Below are 22822 nucleotides of genomic sequence, written 5' to 3'. Positions count from 1 at the left end.
CGATCCGAAGAAGGCACCGGGGCCGGTGCCGTGCAATGACGCCGCTAGAGCGCCTGGTCCATGTCATACAGCAGGTCGTCGATACCTTCGAGTCCCACCGACAGTCTGACCACGGAGTCCGACAGCCCGATCGCGGCGCGCCCTTCTGGGCCCATCGCCCGGTGAGTCGTGGTGGCGGGATGGGTGATCAGCGACTTCGAGTCCCCGAGGTTGTTGGAGATGTCGATGATCTTCAGCCCGTCGAGCACCTCGAAGGCCCTTGCCTTACCCGACACCGACCCGCGGTCGGCCAACTCGAAGGTGAGGACCGTACCGCCGCCGGACATCTGCCGGGTGGCCAGGTCGTACTGCGGATGCGACTGCAGGAACGGGTATTTGACCCACGCGACGCGCGGATCCTCCTGAAGGAACTCCGCGATCCGGAGCGCAGAGGCCACCGAGTGGTCCACCCTCAGCCGCATCGTCTCGAGACCCTTGAGCAGGGTCCACGCGTTGAACGGGCTGAGCGCCGGTCCGGTGTGCCGCATCAGGGTCTGCACCGGACCGTCGATGTACTCGGCGTCGCCGAGGACGGCTCCGCCCATCACCCGGCCCTGACCGTCGATGTGCTTGGTGCCCGAATAGACGATCACATCGGCGCCGAGATCGAGCCCCTTCTGCAGCAGCGGTGTCGCGAAGACGTTGTCCAGCACCACCTTTGCGCCGGCCGCATGGGCGAGCTCGCACACCTTCTCGACGTCGACGAGCGTCTGCATCGGGTTGGACGGGGTCTCGAAGAACACGGCGGTCGTCGGTGTCGCGAGCGCTTGTTCCCACTGTTCGAGGTCTTCGCCGTCGACGAAGACGGTCTCCACACCCCAACGCGGCAAGATCTCGTTGCAGACCACGAAGCAGGACCCGAACAGACTCCGTGCTGCCACCAGCCTGTCCCCGGCTTTGAGAAGCGCACCGAGGGCGACGAACACAGCGGCCATTCCGCTGGCGGTGGCAAAGCAGGCTTCGGCACCTTCGAGCAGTCGGAGGCGTTCCTGGAACATCGCGACCGTGGGGTTTCCGTAGCGCGAGTACACAAACCGTTTGTCCTCGCCGGTGAAGGCGCGCTCAGCTGCAGCAGCCGACGAGTAGACGTAGCCCGAGGTGAGGTACATCGCCTCGGATGTCTCCTCGAACCCCGAGCGGTCGAGACCGCCGCGAACTGCGAGCGTATCCGGCGACACCCCGTCGGGCAGTTCGCTGATCACATGTTCCTCCATGGCAGATGAGTACCCCGGCCGGTGAGCCGGTTCCTCAGGATTGGCGCCAGGGCAGCCCCAGCGCCTTCCAACCTACGGCCCCGCGATGACCGGCCGAATCGAGGCCGCCTTCGAATCCGTCGGACACGTTGTACGCCTCGGAGACCCCATCAGCAGTGGCGGCCTCTGCGGCACCGATCGACCGCTGACCGGAACGGCAGAGGAACACCACCGGCTGGTCGTCGGCGATGCCGGCCTCGCGCAGCTGGCCGACGAAATCCGGATTGCGTTGTCCGTCAGGAAATGTGACCCACTCGATCAGCACGGTCTGCTTGCCCAGCTCGGTGAGGTCGGGAATGCCGACATAACTCCATTCAGCCTTGGTTCGCACGTCCACCAGCACGGCGTCGGGGTTCTCCGAGAGAATCGTCCACGCCTGCTCGGGCGTGATGTCTCCTGCGTAGCTCACGAGCACACCTTCCAGTCGCCTTCTTCGTTCACCAGCACCACCCCGATGATCTGGGTCTCGGTCCTCTCCTTGCGAGACCAGTGGACATTCGCGGTTGCACGGTTGCCGTTGACTACCGTCTCGGAGATGTCATCGATCTCGATGGCCCCGTCGGCCTCGCGGGCGTCGGTGTTCTCGATGGTGAACTCGTCCTCGGTGGGGAAGTCGACCGATGAGAGGTCTGCTGCACAGGTCGCGGCACGGAAGTTCGAGTAATTGACGGCGTTCTTCGCGGTGTAGTGGTCGTTGATGGAGCGGGCCACCTTGGCCTCTTCGGTGAGCCGTTCGTCCGCCGGGCGCACCACATAGGTGACGGCGATGGTGCCGAGTGTCAGTACGACGATCGCCACCGCGATGAGAAACGGCCACATGGTCCGGCGTTCGTCATCGCTCGGCGGCCCCGACTTACCACCTTCACCGGACGTCCCGGAGTTCCTTGATGCCATGGTCGCGAGCTTATAACCCGCATTTGCCGGATGCCGCGCCGCCGTGAGACGCTGATCCCGATATTGGTGAGCCAATCCTAACTTGATCGACGCCGTCGGGGGCGAACTCGACCTCTGGATTGCCGGACGTAAGGACAACAAAAGTGCGTATCAAGACAACCCGGTTGTCGCGCGGATTCACCCGCACGGCCGTCGCCACGGTGGCCGTCGCCGCCCTGGTGGGAACAGCGGCATGCTCGGCTCCCGACGAAGACAGTGACAGCTCAGGTGCTTCGGTCTCCGCGGAAGCCGGCGCCCTGCCCGTCACCATCACCCACAACCTCGGCGAGACCACCATCGAGACCGAGCCCAAGCGCATCGCAACGCTCGGCCCCGGCGATTCGGACATCTTGCTGGCTCTCGGCATCATGCCGACCACCATCGTGCCGTTCGGCGATTCGACCGGTAAGAACGCGATCGCGCCGTGGAACGAGAAGTACATCGCCGAGAACACCCCCGAGGTCCTCGGACTGGCCGCACAGGATCTGAACGGTGAGATAGCCAAGGCACTGGCCACCAACCCCGACATGATCGTCGCGGTGAACAACGCGGTCACCCAAGAGCAGTACGACAACCTCAAGAAGGTCGCACCCACCCTCGTACGCGAAGCGCAGTACCAGGACTGGCTGATCCCATGGGCCGCATCCACCGCCGAGATCGGCAAGGCAGTCGGCATGCCCGAGAAGACCCAGGAACTGATCGACCAGACCAACCAGAAGTTCGAGGACGCCAAGGCGCAGTACCCGAACATGGTCGGCAAGAAGTCGGCCGTGATCATCGCCGGCACCGACGGCTCCATCTCCATCTACGGCCCCGGCGACGGTCGCGGACAGATGCTGACCAACCTGGGCCAGGTGTTCCCCAAGGAACTCGAGCAGCTCGTGACCAGCGGCTTCTACGGAACCATCTCGAACGAGAACCTCAACCTGCTCAACAACCTCGACCAGGTCGTGGCCATCGACTGGGAGGGCTCCAACGAGCGGATGAAGACGAACCCGGTCTTCAACAACCTCGACATCGTCAAGCGCGGGGGCGTCATCTACCTCGACCAACAGACCGGAACCGCGATGTCGGTGCCGACCGTGCTGACCATCCCGTGGGCTGTCGACCAGATCGCCCCGCAGCTCGGCAAGTAGTCGCCTGACTGCACTGTTCAGCTGAATCAGAGGTGGCTGGACCTGGTCTGGGATGAGGTTTTTTGTTCCGGCCAGGTCCAGCGCCTACCGTGGTGGGCAGACTGTCCACAACGCCAGCACCAGGCAGGTCGCCCGGCTTTCGGCAGCGACCCCCAACAGAACGAGAAAGACACTCCGACTCATGAGCGATCAGAACCGTCCGCTTCGCGTGGCCATCGTCGGTGCCGGTCCGGCCGGCATCTATGCCGCTGATGCCCTGATGAAGTCGGAGAAGGCCAAAGACCGTGGTGTCTCGATCGATCTGTTCGAGCGGATGCCGGCACCGTTCGGCCTGATCCGCTACGGCGTGGCACCGGATCATCCGCGCATCAAGGGCATCATCACGGCGCTGCACAAGGTGCTGGACAAACCGCAGATCCGGTTGATCGGCAACGTCAACTACGGCAGCGACATCGCCCTCGAAGACCTGCAGCAGATGTACGACGCTGTCATCTTCTCCACCGGTGCCACCGATGACCGGGCGATGAACCTGCCCGGCATCGACCTCGACGGCTCCTACGGCGCCGCGCAGTTCGTGGCCTGGTACGACGGGCATCCCGACTTCCCACGCACCTGGCCGCTCGAGGCCGAGAAGGTCGCGGTCATCGGTGTCGGCAACGTCGCCCTGGATGTGGCGCGCGTGCTGGCCAAGACCGGCGACGAACTGTTGCCCACCGAGATCCCCGCCAACGTCTATGAGGGCCTCAAGAACAACAAGGCCACAGAGGTCCACGTGTTCGGACGCCGTGGACCGGCTCAGGCCAAGTTCACCCCGCTCGAGCTCAAAGAGCTCGACCACTCGCCCACCATCGACGTGATCGTCAATCCCGAGGACATCGACTACGACGAGGGCTCCACCGTCGCGCGCCGGTCGTCGAAGATCACCGATCAGGTCGCAACCATCATCGAGCAGTACGCGATCCGCGACCCCAAGGGCCGCCCGCACAAGCTGTTCCTGCACTTCTTTGAGTCGCCCGTGGAAATCCTGGGCGACGACGGCAAGGTCGTCGGCCTGCGCACCGAACGGACCGAGCTAGACGGCACCGGCAACGTCAAGGGCACCGGCAACTTCACCGACTGGGAACTGGGTGCGGTCTACCGGGCCGTGGGCTACCTCTCCGACAACCTGCCGCAGATCCCGTTCGACGACCAGGCCGGCGTCATCCCCAACGAAGCGGGCCGCATCTTCTCGGGCGGCGCCCACATGACCGGCATGTACACCACCGGCTGGATCAAGCGCGGACCCGTCGGCCTCATCGGGCATACCAAGGGCGACGCCAACGAGACCGTCGACTGCCTGCTCGATGACATGCACGAGGGCAAGCTCCTCGAACCGGCCGAGCCCGGCGAGGACGCGATCATCAAGTACCTCGAGGACAAAAACGTCGCCTTCACCACCTGGGACGGCTGGTACCGGCTCGACGAGCACGAACGCGCACTCGGAGCCGCCGAGGGCCGTGAACGCGTGAAGGTCGTCGAGCGCGAGGACATGCTCGCAGCCTCTGAACCCGACAAGGTCAACAGGGCCTGAGGCTGGGGTTGGGTTGCGGAAGCTCGGTCTACAGACCGCGCTTTCGCCAGTTCAGTGAGCGGCGGTAACTGCCGGCTCGCGAACCTCGTCGTAGCTCGGCCTGCAGAGCGCGCATCAGCCAGGTCAGCACGCGGCGGTAACTGCCGGCTCGCGAAACTCGCCGACGCTCGGCCTACAGACCGCGCACCTGATGCTTTAGTGAGCGACCGAGACTGCCAGCTCACGAAACTCGCCGAAGCTCGGTCTACAGAGCGCGCACCTGCTGCTTTAGTGAGCGACCAAACTGACAGCGCACCAACCTCGCCGAAGCTCGGTCTACAGAGCGCGCATCTGCCGGTTAGCCGAGCGGCCACATCCGCCAGCTCGCCATCCTCGTCGTAGCTCGGTCTACGGAGCGCGCATCCGCCAGTTCGGTGAGCCACCGCAACCGCCAGCTCACCATCCTCGTCGACGCTCGGACTGCAGAGCGCGCATCTGCCAGGTCAGTGAGCGGCGGTAACTGCCGGCTCGCGAAACTCGCCGAAGCTCGGACTACAGACCGCGCATCTGCCGGTTAGCCGAGCGGCCACATCCGCCAGCTCGCCATCCTCGTCGTAGCTCGGACTACAGAGCGCGCATCTGCCAGGTCAGCACGCGACCGAAACTGCCAGCGCACCAACCTCGTCGACGCTCGGACTACAGACCGCGCATCCGCCGGCTATCGGAGCGACCGGGATAGCCGGCTCGCGAACCTCGCAGAAGCGCGGTCTACGGAGCGCGCACCTGCCGGTTAGCCGAGCCACCGCAACCGCCAGCTCGCGAACCTCGCAGAAGCGCGGTCTACGGAGCGCGCATCTGCCGGTTAGCCGAGCGGCCACATCCGCCAGCTCACCAACCTCGTCGACGCTCGGCCTACAGACCGCGCACCTGCCAGTTCACCCAGCGAGCGAAACTGCCAGCTCACCAAACTCGCAGAGCCAACCCCTCATTCGACAGCGAACGCCAACGCATCCCGCACGAACTCCGCGTACCGGCGATGGTCGACGCCACTGGGTGCGTAGTTCTTGCCGAACCGTTCGTCGTCGACGTACATCTGGCCGAGGCCGCGCACGTAGTCGGCCGACACTGTGGCACCACTCAGTGCGAGCCACTCCAGATGGCCGGTTGCAAGGTGGCGGGCTCGCTCCCCCGACGGATCCTCCCCCGCATCGACGAGCTCGATCCACTGTGCAGCGATGTCCCGATGTTCCGCAGCGAAGTCTGCACGCTGCTCATCGTCGAGTGAGCGAAACCAGCGATTGGATGTCTCGTAGGCGTCAGCGCCCCAACGACTTCCGACCTCCTCGCGATGAGCGGTGTGGTCGAATCCGGCGAATGCGTCGGTGGGCATGATGTCGAGTCCCTTCTCCAAGTGGGTGATGGTGTGTTCGACCGACGACATCTGGGCATCGATGGTGTCGCGGCGAGACCGCAGTGTCGCGAGGAGTTCCCCGAGCGCTGTTCGTGGATCTTGTTGTCCGGCAAGCACGTCGGCGATTCGCGGCAGCGACAGACCCAACTCGCGCAAGATCAGGATGCGCTGCAGACGGACCACTGCCGCCGAGTCGTAGTACCGGATGCCGCCGGCGCCCGTCCGTGACGGCAGCAGCAGCCCGATCTGCTCGTAGTGCCGCAGCGTCCGCGGCGTGACGCCCGAACTACGGGCGATCTCCCCGATCGGATGATCCATCTCGGCCTCCTCAGGCGGTCGAGAACCACTGTGCCCGTTGACGCTGCGTCAACCGCAAGGCCTTTGGCAACACGCGCACGTGGAGACGCAAAGATCCCTCCCCCAGACAGATCGTGTCCGGGAGAGGGATCGCATGGTGGTGCCGTTCACCCGCCGTGGTGGGTGCTGGGTGCGAGCGTCAGTTCGGGATGCTCTGAACGCTGAACCAGTAGCCGATGTTGTTCTGCAGCGGGTCGATCTCGCTGGAGATCGTGTAGCCGGAGATGGACGTCGGGAAGCAGCCGAACCACTTGGTCTCGATGGTCAGGGACTGACCCTTCTTGAGGACCGGGGCGAACTTCTGCGCGCCGTTGAACTCCTGGAGCGTGACGTTGGGCCAGTCGCGGCCGTATGCGGTGACCTTCATCCAGCGCTTGGTGTGCCAGGCGTTGACCCAGGGATCACCGGGCTTGCCCCACTCGCAACTGACGCCGCCGGTGAGGTCGAGGTCGAAGGGGCCCACGGGGGCGGCCTGCGCGGGTGCGGCAGCAACCACGCTGCCTGCGGCAATACCCACAGTCGCGGCTACGGCTGCGGCGGCGCGAATCAACTTCTGTTTCATTCTTCACTCCTCCAGGTCTGGCCACGGATGTGACTCATGAGGTTATCGCCTGATGACAGCCTGAGTGTTAGCCAAGAAACAGATAAGAAACACCGTGTCTGCGATTCGTTACCGTTCCGTGATCCAAACGCCGTGGACCGCAGGAACATTTCGCAGTAGCGGAGAAGGTTAGGGTAACCTGCCTACCGTCGACGTCGTCACGCCGACACCGACCACCCGCACACAGTTACCGCATACACATGCATTGAACTACACAAGACAGGTCCCGTAGATCTTGGTCAACACATCGCGACGCATACCCGGGGTGGTACTGCTGCTGGTCCTCCTGGCCATCGTCTGCGCCGCCTCGATCGCGATCGGGTCCCGCGTCATCCCCTTGCCCGAGGTCTGGGACGCACTGTGGGCAGACAACGTTCCGGGAGCGCCCGACGCCGTCGGAATCGTGCACGACCTGCGCATCCCGCGCACCGTATTGGGCCTGGTGGTCGGTCTTGCGGTCGGCGCCGCAGGTGCGCTCACACAGGGCCACACGCGCAACCCACTGGCCGATCCGGGCATCCTCGGCGTCAACGCGGGCGCTGCGTTTGCAGTGGTCACCGGTGTCTACGTTCTCGGAATCACCACACCCATCCAGTACATGGGTTTCGGATTGCTCGGCGCGATGGTGGCCTCGTCGCTGGTGTTCTTCCTCGCGTCGGTGGGTAAGGGCGCCAGCCCACTGACGCTAATTCTCGCCGGCACCGGACTCTCGGCGATGCTGGTGGCGTTGACGTCTGCGATCGTCCTGATCGACACCGCATCGCTGGAAGCCTGGCGCTTTTGGCAGGTGGGGTCGGTGGCCGGACGCGGTTTCGACGTCATCCTCGCCACGCTGCCGTTCGTCATCCCCGGGCTCATCTTGGCCATCGCCAGCGGCTTCTTCCTCAACATCCTGTCCCTGGGCGACGAGATGACGAAGGCCTTGGGTTCGCGGATCGTTCAGGTGCGGATCGTCGGGATCCTCGCGATCACCCTGCTCGTCGGGTCGGCGACCGCAGCGTGCGGGCCGATCGTGTTCCTCGGCCTGGTGGCGCCGCACGTGGCCCGGTTCTTCACCGGCCCCGACTACCGCTGGGTGGTGCCGTATTCAGCGCTCATCGGTGCCGTCGCCCTTGTCGGTTGCGACGTGCTCGGCCGGATGATCGCCCGCCCCGGCGAGATCCAGGCCGGCATCGTCCTGGCAGCCGTCGGCGCCCCGTTCTTCATCGCCCTGGTACGCGCAAAGAAGTTGGTGGCGGTATGACCGTGAAGTCGGTGGCGGCATGACCGCAGTGGCCGATCCCCCCGAGCACAAGCCGGCACCGCTGCCGGCCCGGCACTTGCGCCGCACCACGGTGCGGGTGGCCGGTGGCTCGTTCATCGTGCGGCCGTGGGCAACGGGCGTCGGGCTGGTGCTGGCCGCGCTGGCCGTCGTCCTGTTCGCGGTCAGCATCGGCACCAGCGATTTCCCGATGTCCCCGATCGATGTCGGGCGGATCCTGCTCGGTGGCGGAACCCGCGCGGAGAACGTGGTCGTCTTCGACACCCAGTTGCCGATCGGGCTGGTGAGTCTGCTGGTCGGGATGGGTCTGGGGATGTCCGGCGCACTCACCCAGGTGATCGCCCGCAACCCCTTGGCGACGCCCGACATGCTCGGCATCACCTCCGGGGCGAGTGCGGCCGCGGTGGCCGTGATCGCCTTCGGATCCACGTGGGCCTCGTGGCTGGCCGACCTCGGGCTCGCCGTGGCGGCCATGCTCGGCGGACTTCTCACCGCCACCGCGATGTACGTCCTCACGTGGCGCAAGGGCATCGACCCCATCCGTCTTGTGCTCGTCGGCGTCGCACTGACGTGGGGTCTGCAGGCCGTGATCGCCTATCTGCTCACCCGCGCCAATGTGGACCAGGTGCAGCGGGCGCAGCTGTGGATCGTCGGATCGGTGTCCGGCGCGGGCTGGAAAGCGGTGTGGCCCCCGCTGATCGTGCTGATCCCGGCCATCCTGATCGTTCTCACCCAGTCACGAAATCTCGCGATCCTGAGTCTGGGCGAGGACGTGTGCCGCGGGCTCGGTATTCGCGCCAACCCGGTGTCGGCGCTCATCCTCATCGTCGCGGTCATCGTGGCGGCGGTCTGCGTCTCGTCCGCCGGACCGATCGCGTTTGTCGCCTTGCTCGCACCTCAGATCGCGATGCGGCTCACCCGGGCGGAAGTCCCGGGACCGATCACCGCAGGGTTGACCGGTGCGTGTCTCGTGTTGGGCGGAGACCTGTTGTGCCGCACGGTGTTGCCGGCCGGGCTACCCGTCGGTGTCGTCACCGCAGGCATCGGTGGCCCCGCCCTCATCTACCTCATGGTCCAGATCAACCGGAAGGCCTCGGTATGAGTGCCCTGTACTCGGAACAGTCCGCGGGACGCATCGCGGCCACCGGCCTCCAGGTCGGCTACGGCGACCGACCCATCATCGACGATCTCGACATCTCGATCCCCGACGGCAAGGTCACCACCATCGTCGGTCCCAACGGGTGCGGTAAATCAACGCTGCTGCGCTCGCTGGTACGTCTGCTCAAGCCGACCGCAGGACAGGTGCTGCTCGACGGCCGCGACATCGCGACGCTGCGCACCAAAGAGGTGGCCAAGATTCTCGGGCTGCTACCGCAGAACCCCGTTGCCCCAGAGGGTTTGACGGTTGTCGACCTGGTCTCGCGAGGTCGTCACCCCCACCAGTCCTGGTACAAGCAGTGGTCGCCGGAAGACGAGGTGGCCGTCGCGCAGGCGCTCGAACTCACCGACTGCACCGACCTTGCCGAGCGGACCATCGACGCGCTGTCCGGTGGTCAGCGACAACGGGTCTGGATTGCGTTGACGTTGGCACAGCAGACCGATGTGGTGATGCTGGACGAGCCGACCACCTACCTCGACCTGTCACATTCGATCGATGTGCTCGACCTCGTCGACGACCTGTGCCGCATGCACGGCAAGACCGTGGTGATGGTCCTTCACGACCTCAATCTGGCTGTGCGCTACAGCGATTGGCTGGTGGTGATGAGGGAGGGAGAGATCATCCGAGAGGGGACGCCCTCCGACGTCATCACAACCGATCTGTTGCAGGAGGCCTTCGGGTTGTCATCGCAGGTACTCACCGACCCGGTGTCGGGTGGGCCGATGATCGTTCCCATCGGGCGCAAACGCTGACCCGGCCGCCGGCGCACTAGAAAGCGAACGCCGCTCCGAGCCACAGCGACGCGGCAAGCAGGGCGCCGGCCAGTTCGATCACGATGGCAAGTCCCGCGGCCTTCGTCGCGGCGATGGCTCCACGCCAGCCCGCTTCGATGCTCTTGAGCCGCGCCCACTCGGCGAGAAATGCTCCGAGCACGAACCCGATCGGCAGGCCCACCACCGGGATCACGAAGAACCCGACGATCCCGAGCAGACCGCCCAGGACCACCGTTCGGCCGGGCACCCCCGAGTCCTTCATCGACTTGTTCGCGAAGACGTACTTCACGATGGCCGAGACGCCGAGCAACGCGGCAGCGACGGCGAACACCAGCCAACCCGCGCCGCCGACGACAAACGCCCACACCCCGATGGCAACGAAGATGAGGCTCAGTCCGGGCAGCACCGGCACCACAACACCGCACAACCCCAGAAAGATCACCAGGGCGACGATGACCTCGCCGACAAATGGCACGTGTTCTCCCCGCTACCGGTTCTCGTCGCCCGAGCCGGCGGGTTTGTTCAGCCGGGGTCCGGCGGGCGGTCCGGCTTGAGCTGGGGCCGGAGTCCTGGGCGGCGAGGCCTGCGCTCCCGGCGGCCGTCGGGTGACGCGTGTCATCCCTGGATCGGGAGGGGTCGACTCACGCGGCGGTTCCTCGCGGATCGCGGGCGCCGCACGGGTGTCGGCCTGCGGCGACGTGCTGATCGGACGCACCAGACGGGCCGCTTCACCGGCCCGGGCGCGGGCGGTCTGGATGTCGTCCGCAGTCGCGATCACCACACCCATCCGACGACGGGCGAAGCTCTCGGGCTTGCCGAACAACCGGATGTCCGTTTCCGGGACAGCCAGGGCGGCAGCGACGTTCTCGAAGGCGATCGCCGGTTCGTCCAGGCCGCCGTAGATCACCGCTGATGCTCCCGGCGAGGCCAGCGTGACGTCCACCGGTAATCCCAGGATCGCGCGTGCATGCATGTCGAACTCCGACAGCCGCTGGGTTCCGAGGGTGACCAGACCGGTGTCGTGCGGTCGAGGGCTGACCTCGGAGAAGTACACGTCGTCGTCTTTGACGAACATCTCGACACCGAAGATGCCGCGGCCACCGAGCCGGCCGTCGCCGAGCGCCGCGGCGATGCGTGCAGCCACCGACGTGGCGCCGCCCAGCGCGGTCTCGCTCATCGGCTGAGGCTGCCACGACTCGACGTAGTCGCCCTGTTGCTGACGGTGCCCGATCGGTGCGCAGAAGTACGTGCCGAGACGCCCGGTGTTCGGATCGACGGCGCGCACGGTCAGCAGGGTGATCTCGTAGTCGAAGTCGATGAAACCTTCGACGATGACCCGTCCACCCTGGACGCGGCCGCCGGCGACGGCGTGGTCCCAGGCCCGGTCGACCTCGTCCGGCCCGCGCACCACACTCTGGCCCTTGCCCGACGACGACATCACCGGTTTGACCACACACGGGAACCCGACCCGGTTGGTCGCGGCGCGGACCTCGTCGGCCGAATCGGCGAACGCGTACGGCGACGTCGGAAGACCCAGCCTCTCGTCGGCGAGCCGACGGATGCCCTCGCGGTTCATCGTCAGGGCCGTGGCACGCGCGGTGGGGATCACCTCGGTCAGACCGTCTTCGTGTACCTCGACGAGGACCTCGGTGGCGATGGCCTCGATCTCGGGGACCACGAAGTCGGGTTGCTCGGCCTCGATCACGGCACGCAGCGCGCGCGGGTCGGTCATGTTCACCACGTGTGAGCGGTGGGCGACCTGATGGCCCGGAGCGTTCGGATAACGATCGACCGCAACCACTTCGACGCCGAGCCGCTGGAAGGCGATGATCACTTCTTTGCCGAGTTCCCCGGCGCCGAGCAACATCACCTTGGTGGCGTCCGGGGTCAACGGAGTGCCGATACGGTCGGGCACGGCAGAGATGACAACGCCGCTTCCCGAGGTATTGGTAGTCACAAGGCTAAGGCTAGCGCCTTCGGTCGGCCGTTTTACACCTGACGATCACCGGGCGCGGACTGCCGGGGCCGGGTCAGCCCATCTGGGCATGCCGATAGCACCAGCGCCACGTCTCGCCGGGCTCGGCCGAACGCATCACAGGGTGCCCGGTGGACTTGAAATGTGCGGTGGCGTGCTTGCGGGGACTCGAATCACAGCAGGCGATGTGTCCGCAGGTCAGGCATTTACGAAGGTGGGCCCAGTGATCGACCCCCTCGGCAACGCAGTCCTGGCATGCATCTTGCGAGTCCACGGGTGGGTCCGCCGACGGATCCTCACTGGTCTGGACGAGTTCGGGGCACAGTTCGTCCGCCACGTCGGCGAGCAATGTGGACGGTTTGATGTTGCGGTGCATGACCGACCGGATGGGGTTGCGCATCAGGTCCTTCCTCATGTGGTTCGCGAGCGGGCTCAGGCCGCAGGCCTCGGCGGCGGGAGACGTCTGCGGCGAGAACAGTTCCATTCTCCCGTATCTTTGGCTGGTTCGGTCGGGTGTGCGCTGAGGGAGGAATTCGGGCGGTGGACGAGGGACTGTTGATCGTCGCCGTGGTCGCGGTGATCCTGGCCGCCATCTGTCGCCGATTCGGCCTCTCTGCCCCGTTGGTGCTGGTGGTGGTGGGGCTGGGGCTCGGCTGGATCCCAGGTCTTCCCGAGTTCACCCTGGAACCGGAGCTGGTCTTGTTCGCGGTGTTGCCGCCGCTGCTCTACTCGGCGGCCCTGGACAGTTCCTATGTGGCGCTGCGCAAGAACGTGCGCGCGGTCGGACTGCTGGCGGTCGGGCTGCCGCTCGCAACCACCGCGGGGGTCGGAGTGGTCGCGTACTACGCGGTCCCCGACCTCCCCTGGGCCGCCGCCTTCGTTCTGGGTGCGGTGATCGCGCCGCCCGATGCTGTGTCTGCGCAGGCCGTCGGGCGTCGTCTGGGCCTGCCCCGGCGCGTGATGACGCTGCTGGGCGGCGAGAGCCTGCTCAACGACGCCACCGCCCTGACGGCCTACCGCTTGGCGCTGGCCGCGGCGGTGGGCGCGACCACCACCGTGTGGGACGGCATCCTGGCTTTCCTGATCGCTGCCGTCGGCGGCCTGATCGTGGGACTCGCTGCCGGGCTCGCGGTCGCCTTCATGCGCCACTTCCTCACCGATCCCCCGATGGAGACGGCCCTGGGGATCATCGCGCCATTCGCGATCTACTTCGTCGCCGAGGAGATCCACGCATCGGGTGTGATCGCGGTTGTCGCGGCGGGCCTCTATCTGGGCCAGCGGTCGGTGCGCGAGGGGTACGCGACCCGCTTGCAGGACACCGCCGTCTGGCGTTCGATCGACGCCATCCTCGAGTCGTTTGTGTTCCTGCTCATCGGACTCCAGCTCCCTCAGGTCATCGAAGGGCTGGGAGACCGCTCGACGGCCGCGATCTGCTGGGCCGCGGCGGCGGTGTTCGCCGCGACCATCGCGATCCGCATCGTCTGGGTGTTCGGGGCGACATACGGTGCCCGGCTGTTCCCACGAATACGTGAGCGTGAACCGTATCCACAGCCCGGCGCGGTGTTCGTGGTGTCGTGGGCCGGGATGCGCGGGGTGGTCAGTCTTGCTGCGGCCTTTGCCATTCCACTCACCGTCGACGACGGTTCACAGTTCCCGGCCCGCGACGCGATCTTGTTCCTCACCTTCGTGGTGGTGGTCGGGACCCTGTTGTTGCAGGGGACCACGCTGCCACTGCTCATCAGGTGGCTCGGTGTGCAGGGCGATGAGAGGCAGGCAGATCTCGTTGGCCTGGCCCGCGCCCAGGACCGCGCCGGCCGGACCGCGTTCGCGCGGCTCGAGCAGATCAAGGCGGAGATACCCGAGGGCGACGCCCGCCTGGAGCAGGTGAAGATCTTGGAGCACTGGATCCGGGCCCGCAAGAACCTTGCGTGGGAAGGACTGGGCCGGGACTCCGACGAGATCGGCGAGAGTCCGACGGAGGCGTACAACCGGATCCGCAACGAGCTCATCCAGATTCAGCGCGAGGTGTTCATCGACGAACGCGACCGCGGGCGGATCGACGACGAGGTGCTTCGGAGCGCGTTGCGGCAGCTCGATCTCGCAGAAGGTCTCGGCGACAGCCGAAAGCAGTTGTGACAGTCGACAGCCGGAAGCAGTTGTGACGAGCGGTGTGTCAGTCGGGCGACGTCTGGGTCGCGTACACCTCGGTGGCTTCGGAGCGTCCACGTAGCACCGTCGAATCCTGGTGGTGCCATTGTGCCGCTTCTGCTTTCGACGCCGCCTCGACCGCGCGGCCCGAGGACAGAGGGCGGCGCGGGTCTTTTTTCGCGAGTTCACTGAGACGGGCGGCCTCGTTCACCGCGTCGCCGATGACGGTGTACTCGAAACGTTGGATGGCACCCACGTTGCCCGCGACCACCGGGCCGTAGGCCACCCCGATGCCCGCCTGAAGTTGCGGCACCTTGATGGCCAGTTCGTCACTGATCTCGCGGGCGGCGACGAGGGCCGACGCGGCGGCGTCGGACAGGCCGATCGGGGCCCCGAAGACGGCGAGCACCGCGTCGCCCTGGAACTTGTTGACCAGTCCGTCGTGCTTCTCGACGGTCGACACCACCACGGCGAAGAACTGGTTCAGGATGTTCACCACGTCTGCGGGCGGGCGGGTGGCGGCCAAGGTGGTGGAGCCGATGACGTCGATGAACAGCACTGCGACGGTCTGTTCGCTGCCGCCGAGTTCGGGGTCCTGTGCCAAGGCGGCCTCGGCAACCTCCTTGCCGACGTGACGGCCGAACAGGTCGCGCAGGCGCTCGCGTTCTCCGAGACCGGCGACCATGGAGTTGAAGCCAGCCTGCAGGTCGCCGAGTTCGGTGCCGTCGAAGACCACCACCCGAACGTCGTTGTCTCCGCTGCGAATCCGGCTCATCCCCTGCCGGACGGTACGGATGGGCGCGACGATACTGTCCATGCTGAGGAAGTTGAGGATCGACCCGGTGAACAGTGCGGTGGCGCTCAGGACCGTGACGGCGATGAAGATGTCGACCTTGGTGGTGTCGTCGCGGAGCAGCCCGAAGATGACCACGAGCATCACCCCGACGATGGGGATGCCCGACCCCACCGACCAGGTCAGCATTCCGCGGGTGCGCAGACTGCCGCGGCGGGCAGCGCGGACGTGCCCGGCTTCGAGAGCCTGCGCCGCCACCGGCCGGAGGGAGAACTCGGTCAGCAGATATGCGATGGCGCACACAACTGCCGCCGAGAGCCCGATCACGAATGCGATCTTGGGGATGAGGGCAGCGTCGTAGACCCCGTATGCGGTGGTGAACAGGATGCCTGCCACCACCCACAGTGCGGCCTGCAGCCTGGTGAGCAGTGCGGGCGCCTTCAGTGCTGCGCGCGCCTGGGCCGCCGTCGGCGGTTCGTCGCGCAATGCCCACCGGAGTCGTCGCAGTACCCGGGTGGTGCCCACCCACAGCCCGATCAGGAACGCCAGTGACACATAGACCGGCACCACGATGAAGTTGACCCACCACAGACCGGACTGCAACACGCTCGGCTCCGGGATGCCGATGGTCACCAGGAGGATCACCATGCCGGCACCGATGGCGTTGGCGGTGAGAACACCGACGGAGATCAGGAGCTGGATCCGGATCCGCTTCTTGTGGACGGAGTCCTGCGTGGACCCCAGGAGGATGGATCCGTAGTCCGACTCGCGCCGCCAGAGCCTCATCGGCGTTCCGTTGTGGTGCGAGTGGGTTTCACGCAGGTCAATCTACTGCCGATCGGCCCTCACCAGGCAGGCGGTACTCCTGTTTGGGCCTGCCGGTGGCGCCGTAGCGCAGGCGCATCGCGAGCTTCCCCGATGCCACCATGTGGGCGAGATGCCGGCGGGCGGTGGGCGGGGAGATGCCGACCGCCGCGGACACCTCGTCGGCGAACATCACCTGGCCTGATTGCGCGAACGCCCCCAGGATCAGCTGCTCTGTGTGAGAACCACTTTCGGCGCTCTCCCGGGCAACGCGGCCGAACCGCAATGCGCTGACCGCGGCGTCGACGGTGCTCTGGTCGATCGCGGGGGCGGCCAGGATGCGCCGGTACTGGGCGTACGCGGACAGGCGACGCGCGAGTTCGGTGTTCTCGAACGGCTTGATGAGGTACGTCAGCGCCCCACCGCGGAACGCGCGCCGGATGGCGGCGCTGTCCGTCTCGGCGCTGACGACAAACGTGTCGCAGCCGATCTGATTCGCCAGCTCGAGACCGGATCCGTCGGGCAGGTGGACGTCGATGAGAGCAAGGTCGACGTCGGGTTGTTCGGCGAGGATCGACCGGGCCTGCTCACGACCGCCGGCTGTGCCCGCCACCGAGAACCCACCCACGGCCTCGACGATGGACGCATGCAGGCCGGCGACCCGGAAGTCGTCGTCCACGATGAGCACCTTGAACTCCCGGGCTGTCATCGCACCGGCTCCTCGTCCAGCGGTTCGGCTGGTTCGTGGGGGCTCAGCATCCGGGGCAGCCGCGCGACGAAGACGGCGCCACCGAGGACGTTGTCGGGTTGCCGGGCGTCGCCGCCCGCGTCCACGAGCGTCAGGTCCCCGCCGCGGGTTCGCGCCAGCTGGCGTGACAGTGCCAGACCCATCCCGCGTCCGCCGGGCACGGAGTTGTCCTTGTGGGTGGTGACGCCCTCGGTGAAGACCTGTTGCGGATCGGCGAGCCCTACACCTGGTCCGGAGTCCGACACGACCACCAGCAAGGTGTCGTCTGCGACGATCAGTTCCACCTCGACCTGGGCGGGTGTCCCGCCGGAGGCGGCCTCTGTTGTCCCGCCGGAGGCGGCCTCGATGGCGTTGTCGATGAGGTTGCCCACGATGGTCGTCGCGACCACCGGGTCCTGCAATGTGCCGGAGACCAACGTCTGTGGACCCAGCGTGAGCAGTACGCCGCGCTCGCGGGCCGAGGCGGCCTTGGCGTCGAGGAATGCGCGCAGGTGCGGCTCGTTGATGTTCTCGCTGCCGGGCAGGTCGATGCCGTACGGACCCGTGCCCATCACCTCGTCCAGATAGTCGAGCGCGGCGCCGGCTTCGCCTTGCCTCAGCAACCCGGCGGTGACGTGCATCCGGTTCGCCGATTCGTGTCGCTGAGCTCGCAGCGCGTCGGTCATCGACTTGATCGAATCAAGTTGTCGGGTAAGCGCTTCCACGTCGGTGCGGTCCACCACCGACAGCACGATGCCGAGATCTGTGCCGTCGCGCCGCACCCGGTGGGAACTGACCAGCACCACACGGTCACCCACTGCGGCAGACCGCGGAGTCTGCACCGGCGTGGTCGCGACCTCCAGCACGCGTGCGGTCAGACCGGCCTCGGTGACCGGGGTGCCGATGTCGGCGGACACGCCCAACAGGGTGCGCGCCTTGTCGTTGATCACCCGGACCACACCGGACGGGTCGATGGCCACCACACCTTCACCGATCGAGTGCAGCACCGCCCCTTGCTCACGCACCAGCTCGGCGAGTTGATCCGGTTCCAGGCCGAGGGTGAGGCGACGCCACCGCCGCGCGAGCAGCACCGAGCCGATGACACCGGTGAGGAGCGCGGCAAGTGCGATGAGGACAAGGGCGATCACATCAGCGCGCAGGTCGTCGCTGATCTTCTCCGTGGAGATCCCGACGCTCACGAGCCCGACGACCTCGGTGGAGTCCGGGGCGAAAACCGGCACCTTGGCGCGCACCGATTCGCCCAGCGTTCCACGGTCGGTGGCCAGGTCCTCTCGACCGCCGAGTGCCCGGCGCGGATCGGTGCTGAGGGGGCGGGTCAGTTCGGTTGTGTCGGGATGCGCAAGCCTCAGTCCACGATTGTTGGCGATGACCACGAAGAGGGCGCCGGTGCGGTCGGCGACGGCGACTGCCTGGGCTTGGAGCGGTCCGTCGGCCAGGGCGTTCTGGTCGAGCGAGTCGCCGCTGCCCGCGGCCACCTCGGCGCGCACCTGATCATCGGTCGCCACCGATCTGGCGATGGCGAGTGCGCGCTGGCCGTACTCCTCCCGGAGTTTGTCGTCGCTGCCGGAGATCACGATGCCGAAGCCGACCCCGAGACTGACCAGGATCACCACCACCTGCAGGAGCAGGACCTGGTTTCGCAACCGCATGAACACAGCGTAGGCACCCGCCATCCGGCGGGTGCCCACGTTGTGTGCCATCAGGTCGGCGATCGAGTTGTCGCTCAGATGGGGATGGCTCCCACAAGGGTGCCGACCACGAGCATCGCGACCGAGACCGCAGCAGCGCGCCACAGGACCTTCTTGTGGTGATCGGCCAGCGATACCCCGGCGAGCGACACCAGCAACAAGATCGCCGGAACCAGCGGGCTCTGCATGTGCACGGTCTGGCCTGTGATGGAGGCTCGTGCCATCTCGGCGGGGGTGATCCCGTAGGTGGCGGCGGTTTCCGAGAGCACCGGCAGCACACCGAAGTAGAAGGCGTCGTTGCTCATGAGGAACGTGAACGGCATCGACAGGAGGCCGGTGATGACGGCCAGGTGCGGTCCCATCGAATCAGGAAGCACGGAGGTCAGCCACTGTGCGATCGCCTCCACCATGCCGGTGCCTGCGAAGACCCCGGTGAGGACTGCCGCCGCGAGGACCATGGCCACCACGGAGACGATGCTCGACGAGTGCCTGGTGATCGCCTGCTGCTGGTCCTTGATGTGCGGGAAGTTGATCACCAGCGCGATGCCGGCGGCCGCCATGAACAGCACCGGGATGGCGACGACGTCCATTCCGAGCACCGCGAGCAGGACGACGGTCAGCGCCGCGTTGATCCAGAAGAGCTTGGGCCGCAACGTGGCGCGATCAGGGTCGAGCGCGCCTGCGACGATGCCGGCGTCTGCGGTGTCACCCGAATCGGTGTTCCGGAGCTCATCGGAGCCTGCACCGAATGCGCCTGTGCCCGAATTACCCGTACCTGAACCACCGGTGCCTCGACGCAGTCCGCGACCACGGCCGTTGCCGGTGCCGCCGCCGGTGCTTCCGCCACCGCCGACCAGGACGTCGGCGGATTCACGGGCCAGCACCGATTCCTTGATGGTGATCGAACCGATCCTGCGACGTTCCATCAGGCCGAGGTGGTAGGAGAACAGGAGGACGATGACAAGACCGACAACCAGCGACGGGATCATCGGGATGAACACCTCGGACGGTGAGATGCCCAGTGCCGCAGCGGCACGCGCGGTCGGCCCACCCCACGGGAGGATGTTCAGGGTGCCGTTCGCCAGACCCGCGGTGACCGTCAAGACCACCGGACTGACACCCAGCTTGAGGTAGAGGGGCAACAGTGCCGAGGTGACGATGATGAATGTGGTGGAGCCGTCACCGTCGAGGGAGACCACCATCGCCAGCAACGCCGTTCCCACGACCAGCCGCGCCGGATCGGCCTTCACCGCCCGGACGACTCCGCGCACGATCGGGTCGAACAGGCCGACATCGATCATGATGCCGAAGTAGATGATGGCGAAGAAGAGCATCGCCGCTGTCGGGGCCAGGTCCTCGATGCCGTCGGTGATCATGTCGCTGATCCCCAGGCCCGCGCCGGCGAACAGACCGAAGGCAATCGGGACCAGGATGAGGCCCACCACCGGAGTGGTCCTCTTGGTCATGATGAGGAACATGAAGGTGGCCACCATCAGGAGGCCCAAGGCTACTAACATGACAACGCTGCTCTCGGTTGGCGACTGGGGACTAGGAGTGATCTCCGCTACATCCGAAGTCTTGAGGTAGCGCACGTCACAGTCACGCTTGAGCGCGTAAGTCGCGTTTTGCGCGTTTTGCTCACCGTTCGCGACGCGCACGAAACGGGTTGAGCTGCAGGTTTGTCCGTCAGCCCGGCAGCAGATAGTGAGCTGTGAGCGTTTTCCACAGTGGAAGATGCGGATCGCTGCGGGGGTCGCGTCTGTCGATCAGATAGGGCATGGCGGCCCCGCGCATGCCGGAGAGCAGGATCGGATACAGCTCGTCGTAGCGGGGCGCCGACGTCAGAACCGGCCCGAGGAATGACGCGACAGCGGCACGGACGGTCGGGCCCAGTTCACGTTCTGCCGGCAGCAGCGCACTGCGCAAGTTGGCGTTGGTCCGCGCGGCGGTCCAGAGTTCGATGGACGCGACGAAGTACGGCTGATGGAATGTCGACCATCCGGTGTCGATGCCGAGAGAGATCCGCTCGATCGGATCCTCGGGCCAGTCGACCTGGCGGGCCAGATCCTCGATGCGCACCCTCGCGAGGTGATGCACGGCCGCCATCAGCAGATCATCGCGAGATGGGAAGTGATGCAACAGTTTTCCGCGCGATACTCCTGCCGCCTCCTGGATGGCGAGGGTGCTCGCCTGCGCGTAACCCCTTTCGATCAGCACCTCGAGCGCCGCGTCGAGTATCTGATTACGACTACGCGTGCCCTTGGACTCCCGTGGTCCGAGATCGACTGCGACAGGATCAGATTCGGGCCCGGTGGTCATCCGGTGATGCTACCGCGGCTCACACGTCCATGATGTGCGGCAGACCCGCCCGATAGCGGTCGCGGTCGGTCTGCTTGAACGGGTCCAGCAGCGGGAGTTCCCAGAGCGGGTGCACCGCCACGCGAGCGGCATTGCTACCTGCCGCGTCGAGGATTGCGTTGGCCACCCGCCGCCCCGACTCGTTGGCACCCTCCATCGTCGCGAGGTCGATGTTCGTGCGCACGTGGTCGCCGCCGATGAAGAAGTTCGAGATTGCGGTGTCGGCGGTGGGCCGGTGCCGGTAGGAATCGGCGGTGTTCACCATCAACGGTGTCGCGTTGGAGATGGCGGGTTCCCAGGTGATACCCGGATCGAGATGCCAGCTCACCAGTTCATCGTCGCGCAGGATCGGTTTCGAACCACGGTTGAGAGCGCGGCTCATCTGCGCCCAGACCTCCTTCGCTACCTCCTCTTTGGTGCATTGTTTGGCGGTCTTGCCGTACAGGATTCCCGGAGTGTCCCAGTCGGAGTGTCCACCGACAGGCAGTCGTGTACCCGCCCGTCGCCGTAGACGCGACCGAAGTCGACCTCCCACGGCGCCGCCTGGAACAGGCCGGTCAGGGCCCACGGCGTGCCCAGCGCTGCGATGTGACTCGGCACAACATCGGACCGCCGTGACAGGAAGTACTGGATCCCCACCATCCAGTCGTCGACCAGGTGGTTGATGCCCTCGAGCGCCGGTGCGGCCGCGAGGAGATCCGGCCGGAGGAGTGGCTTGAGCCGGTCCAGCGGCATGGCCGCGACGTACCAGTCGGCGGTCACGGTCGAGGCGGCACCGGCGTCGCCGGCCATCCGGGCGCCGATGATCCGTCCACCCCGCACGTCGAAACCGGTTGCGGCCTGGCCCATCACGAACCGCACGCCCCGACCGCGCAAGTACTCCACCCACGGGTCTATCCACGCGTGATTGGTGGGAGCGTTGAGGATTCGGTCCACCCCACCCCCGACGATGGTCCCGGCGTACTGCGAGATCAGACCGGTGGCCGAGGTGACCAACGCGAGTCCGATCTGCCCGATGGTGCGCGCCGATCCCATGTCGGGTTTGGCCGCAACCGTCGCCCGGGTCAGGGCACTCACCAGATACTTCTGGTACGCAGCGGATTTGCCTTTGGCCTTGACGAAGTCCATCCAGGATTGCTTCTCCCACTGGCCGATTCGCCGCTCCTCGCAACTGGTCGCGATGACGAGTTCTCGCTGCACGAAGAACGCGAGTTCGTGGGCGGGTACATCTCCGGCGATCTTCAGTGACGTCATCAAGGTGTTGCGGAGATTGTCCAGATCGGCGATGGCGCCGGCGTGCTGCACGAGTCCGTCGATCGACTGTGGTGCGGTGACCGGAGCGTAACCCGGTTCGTCGAGGGCCACCACCGCACCCTCGACGTTGATGAGGTGTCGGTCCCTGACGTTTCCCCCACCTGGCAACGGGATTCGCGCCATGGTGTCCGGAACGTGTTGATAACAACCGGGGAAGAAGCGGAAGCCGTGCTCCCCCGGCAGCGCCATCCGTCCGCCGGCGGCGCTGCCGGGCACGTCCATGCTCCGTGCCTTACCCCCTAGGAAGGCAGGTTCATAGACGGTCACCGAGAAACCACGCTCGATGAGTTCTTGTGCCACGGCCAGTCCCGACATCCCGCCGCCGAAGACCGCGACCTCACGGCCGCCGCCGACTCCCGTCGGTGGGACCGCACGGGCGCGCGGTCCGACCAGCGACGGCACCACAAAACTGGTACCGATCAGTCCCGTTGCCGCCGCGGCGCCCTTGAGCAGAGTGCGCCGAGACATCCCTGAATCACTTGTTGTCGCATCCACCATGATCGAGACCCCTCCCAACAGTCA

19 protein-coding genes and 1 pseudogene are annotated in these 22822 nt (G+C 66.1%); 6 read left to right on the top strand and 14 right to left on the bottom strand.

Annotated features, from left to right (window positions below):
- Positions 1–44 precede the first annotated feature (44 nt).
- The 3 genes from CSW57_RS15375 to CSW57_RS15365 are packed head-to-tail and all read right to left on the bottom strand — an operon-like array spanning position 45 to position 2186.
- Positions 45–1253 (bottom strand): O-succinylhomoserine sulfhydrylase, encoded by a 1209-nt coding sequence (locus CSW57_RS15375; protein WP_189339285.1) that lies wholly within the window; start codon positions 1251–1253, stop codon positions 45–47.
- 34 nt (positions 1254–1287) lie between these two features.
- Positions 1288–1701: a rhodanese-like domain-containing protein gene (locus tag CSW57_RS15370; protein ID WP_099384502.1), complete on the bottom strand. Its 414-nt coding sequence runs from the start codon at positions 1699–1701 to the stop codon at positions 1288–1290.
- Positions 1698–2186 carry an Rv0361 family membrane protein gene (locus tag CSW57_RS15365; RefSeq protein WP_143696551.1) on the bottom strand — a complete coding sequence of 163 codons (489 nt, stop codon included), beginning with the start codon at positions 2184–2186 and terminating at the stop codon, positions 1698–1700. The genes CSW57_RS15370 and CSW57_RS15365 overlap by 4 nt, the downstream gene beginning before the upstream one ends.
- Positions 2187–2329: 143 nt before the next feature.
- Between CSW57_RS15365 and CSW57_RS15360 the strand changes: the two genes are divergently transcribed.
- Both CSW57_RS15360 and CSW57_RS15355 read left to right on the top strand, forming a co-directional pair.
- Positions 2330–3361 (top strand): ABC transporter substrate-binding protein, encoded by a 1032-nt coding sequence (locus CSW57_RS15360; RefSeq protein ID WP_223249286.1) that lies wholly within the window; start codon positions 2330–2332, stop codon positions 3359–3361.
- A gap of 181 nt (positions 3362–3542) precedes the next feature.
- Positions 3543–4931: an FAD-dependent oxidoreductase gene (locus CSW57_RS15355; protein ID WP_099383613.1), complete on the top strand. Its 1389-nt coding sequence runs from the start codon at positions 3543–3545 to the stop codon at positions 4929–4931.
- Between the two features lie 964 nt (positions 4932–5895).
- Here the strand turns inward: CSW57_RS15355 and CSW57_RS15350 are convergent.
- Both CSW57_RS15350 and CSW57_RS15345 read right to left on the bottom strand, forming a co-directional pair.
- Positions 5896–6639, bottom strand: a complete 744-nt coding sequence (locus CSW57_RS15350) for a MerR family transcriptional regulator (protein WP_099383612.1) — start codon at positions 6637–6639, stop codon at positions 5896–5898.
- A 178-nt stretch (positions 6640–6817) separates the two neighbouring features.
- Positions 6818–7240: a hypothetical protein gene (locus CSW57_RS15345; RefSeq protein WP_030172470.1), complete on the bottom strand. Its 423-nt coding sequence runs from the start codon at positions 7238–7240 to the stop codon at positions 6818–6820.
- Positions 7241–7514: 274 nt separating this feature from the next.
- On the opposite strand from CSW57_RS15345, the gene CSW57_RS15340 reads away from it, so the two are divergent.
- From CSW57_RS15340 to CSW57_RS15330, 3 genes are read left to right on the top strand one after another with little or no spacing between them, the layout of a single operon-like run.
- Positions 7515–8522, top strand: a complete 1008-nt coding sequence (locus CSW57_RS15340; protein WP_099383611.1) for a FecCD family ABC transporter permease — start codon at positions 7515–7517, stop codon at positions 8520–8522.
- 19 nt (positions 8523–8541) lie between these two features.
- Entirely contained in the window at positions 8542–9642 is a 1101-nt protein-coding gene (locus CSW57_RS15335; protein ID WP_099383610.1) for a FecCD family ABC transporter permease, read from the top strand.
- Positions 9639–10451 carry an ABC transporter ATP-binding protein gene (locus CSW57_RS15330; protein ID WP_023961672.1) on the top strand — a complete coding sequence of 271 codons (813 nt, stop codon included), beginning with the start codon at positions 9639–9641 and terminating at the stop codon, positions 10449–10451. The genes CSW57_RS15335 and CSW57_RS15330 overlap by 4 nt, the downstream gene beginning before the upstream one ends.
- A 16-nt stretch (positions 10452–10467) precedes the next feature.
- Here CSW57_RS15330 and CSW57_RS15325 read toward each other — a convergent pair whose 3' ends face one another.
- The 3 genes from CSW57_RS15325 to CSW57_RS15315 form a co-directional block, all read right to left on the bottom strand.
- Entirely contained in the window at positions 10468–10947 is a 480-nt protein-coding gene (locus CSW57_RS15325; RefSeq protein WP_099383609.1) for a DUF456 domain-containing protein, read from the bottom strand.
- Positions 10948–10959: 12 nt separating this feature from the next.
- Positions 10960–12429, bottom strand: coding sequence for a formate-dependent phosphoribosylglycinamide formyltransferase (gene purT, locus CSW57_RS15320; RefSeq protein WP_223249285.1), 1470 nt, complete (start codon positions 12427–12429; stop codon positions 10960–10962).
- A gap of 73 nt (positions 12430–12502) precedes the next feature.
- Positions 12503–12823 carry a UBP-type zinc finger domain-containing protein gene (locus tag CSW57_RS15315; RefSeq protein WP_099384499.1) on the bottom strand — a complete coding sequence of 107 codons (321 nt, stop codon included), beginning with the start codon at positions 12821–12823 and terminating at the stop codon, positions 12503–12505.
- 164 nt (positions 12824–12987) lie between these two features.
- Here CSW57_RS15315 and CSW57_RS15310 point away from each other — a divergent pair, with 164 nt between their 5' ends.
- Complete coding sequence (locus CSW57_RS15310) at positions 12988–14583, top strand: Na+/H+ antiporter (RefSeq protein WP_099383608.1); 1596 nt, start codon at positions 12988–12990, stop codon at positions 14581–14583.
- Positions 14584–14620: 37 nt separating this feature from the next.
- Here CSW57_RS15310 and CSW57_RS15305 read toward each other — a convergent pair whose 3' ends face one another.
- From CSW57_RS15305 to CSW57_RS15280, 6 genes and pseudogenes are all read right to left on the bottom strand, one after another.
- Positions 14621–16174: an adenylate/guanylate cyclase domain-containing protein gene (locus CSW57_RS15305; RefSeq protein ID WP_099383607.1), complete on the bottom strand. Its 1554-nt coding sequence runs from the start codon at positions 16172–16174 to the stop codon at positions 14621–14623.
- A gap of 37 nt (positions 16175–16211) precedes the next feature.
- On the bottom strand, positions 16212–16901 hold the full coding sequence (locus tag CSW57_RS15300) for a response regulator (protein WP_099383606.1): 690 nt from the start codon (positions 16899–16901) through the stop codon (positions 16212–16214).
- On the bottom strand, positions 16898–18589 hold the full coding sequence (locus CSW57_RS15295; RefSeq protein ID WP_099384498.1) for a sensor histidine kinase: 1692 nt from the start codon (positions 18587–18589) through the stop codon (positions 16898–16900). The genes CSW57_RS15300 and CSW57_RS15295 overlap by 4 nt, the downstream gene beginning before the upstream one ends.
- Positions 18590–18663: 74 nt before the next feature.
- Positions 18664–20145, bottom strand: coding sequence for a CitMHS family transporter (locus CSW57_RS15290; RefSeq protein ID WP_099383605.1), 1482 nt, complete (start codon positions 20143–20145; stop codon positions 18664–18666).
- A gap of 169 nt (positions 20146–20314) precedes the next feature.
- On the bottom strand, positions 20315–20947 hold the full coding sequence (locus CSW57_RS15285; RefSeq protein ID WP_099383604.1) for a TetR/AcrR family transcriptional regulator: 633 nt from the start codon (positions 20945–20947) through the stop codon (positions 20315–20317).
- Between the two features lie 19 nt (positions 20948–20966).
- Positions 20967–22798 (bottom strand): annotated as a pseudogene (locus tag CSW57_RS15280) (hydroxysqualene dehydroxylase).
- Positions 22799–22822 lie beyond the last annotated feature (24 nt).

It is taken from the genome of Williamsia muralis, from assembly GCF_002735905.1.
Taxonomy (GTDB): domain Bacteria; phylum Actinomycetota; class Actinomycetes; order Mycobacteriales; family Mycobacteriaceae; genus Williamsia; species Williamsia muralis_A.
Note: the sequence above shows the minus strand (reverse complement) of the source record. Positions and strands in the feature narration are given on the sequence as shown.

What these genes read in the sequence shown, in the direction of transcription:
- CSW57_RS15355 (WP_099383613.1), top strand. Translation starts at nt 3,543, where the DNA reads ATGAGCGATCAGAACCGTCCGCTTCGCGTGGCCATCGTCGGTGCCGGT.
- CSW57_RS15315 (WP_099384499.1), bottom strand. Translation starts at nt 12,823, where the DNA reads ATGCACCGCAACATCAAACCGTCCACATTGCTCGCCGACGTGGCGGAC.
- CSW57_RS15285 (WP_099383604.1), bottom strand. Translation starts at nt 20,947, where the DNA reads ATGACCACCGGGCCCGAATCTGATCCTGTCGCAGTCGATCTCGGACCA.
- CSW57_RS15350 (WP_099383612.1), bottom strand. Translation starts at nt 6,639, where the DNA reads ATGGATCATCCGATCGGGGAGATCGCCCGTAGTTCGGGCGTCACGCCG.
- CSW57_RS15375 (WP_189339285.1), bottom strand. Translation starts at nt 1,253, where the DNA reads ATGGAGGAACATGTGATCAGCGAACTGCCCGACGGGGTGTCGCCGGAT.
- CSW57_RS15295 (WP_099384498.1), bottom strand. Translation starts at nt 18,589, where the DNA reads ATGCGGTTGCGAAACCAGGTCCTGCTCCTGCAGGTGGTGGTGATCCTG.
- CSW57_RS15330 (WP_023961672.1), top strand. Translation starts at nt 9,639, where the DNA reads ATGAGTGCCCTGTACTCGGAACAGTCCGCGGGACGCATCGCGGCCACC.
- CSW57_RS15300 (WP_099383606.1), bottom strand. Translation starts at nt 16,901, where the DNA reads ATGACAGCCCGGGAGTTCAAGGTGCTCATCGTGGACGACGACTTCCGG.
- CSW57_RS15365 (WP_143696551.1), bottom strand. Translation starts at nt 2,186, where the DNA reads ATGGCATCAAGGAACTCCGGGACGTCCGGTGAAGGTGGTAAGTCGGGG.
- CSW57_RS15290 (WP_099383605.1), bottom strand. Translation starts at nt 20,145, where the DNA reads ATGTTAGTAGCCTTGGGCCTCCTGATGGTGGCCACCTTCATGTTCCTC.
- CSW57_RS15345 (WP_030172470.1), bottom strand. Translation starts at nt 7,240, where the DNA reads ATGAAACAGAAGTTGATTCGCGCCGCCGCAGCCGTAGCCGCGACTGTG.
- CSW57_RS15305 (WP_099383607.1), bottom strand. Translation starts at nt 16,174, where the DNA reads ATGAGGCTCTGGCGGCGCGAGTCGGACTACGGATCCATCCTCCTGGGG.
- CSW57_RS15335 (WP_099383610.1), top strand. Translation starts at nt 8,542, where the DNA reads ATGACCGCAGTGGCCGATCCCCCCGAGCACAAGCCGGCACCGCTGCCG.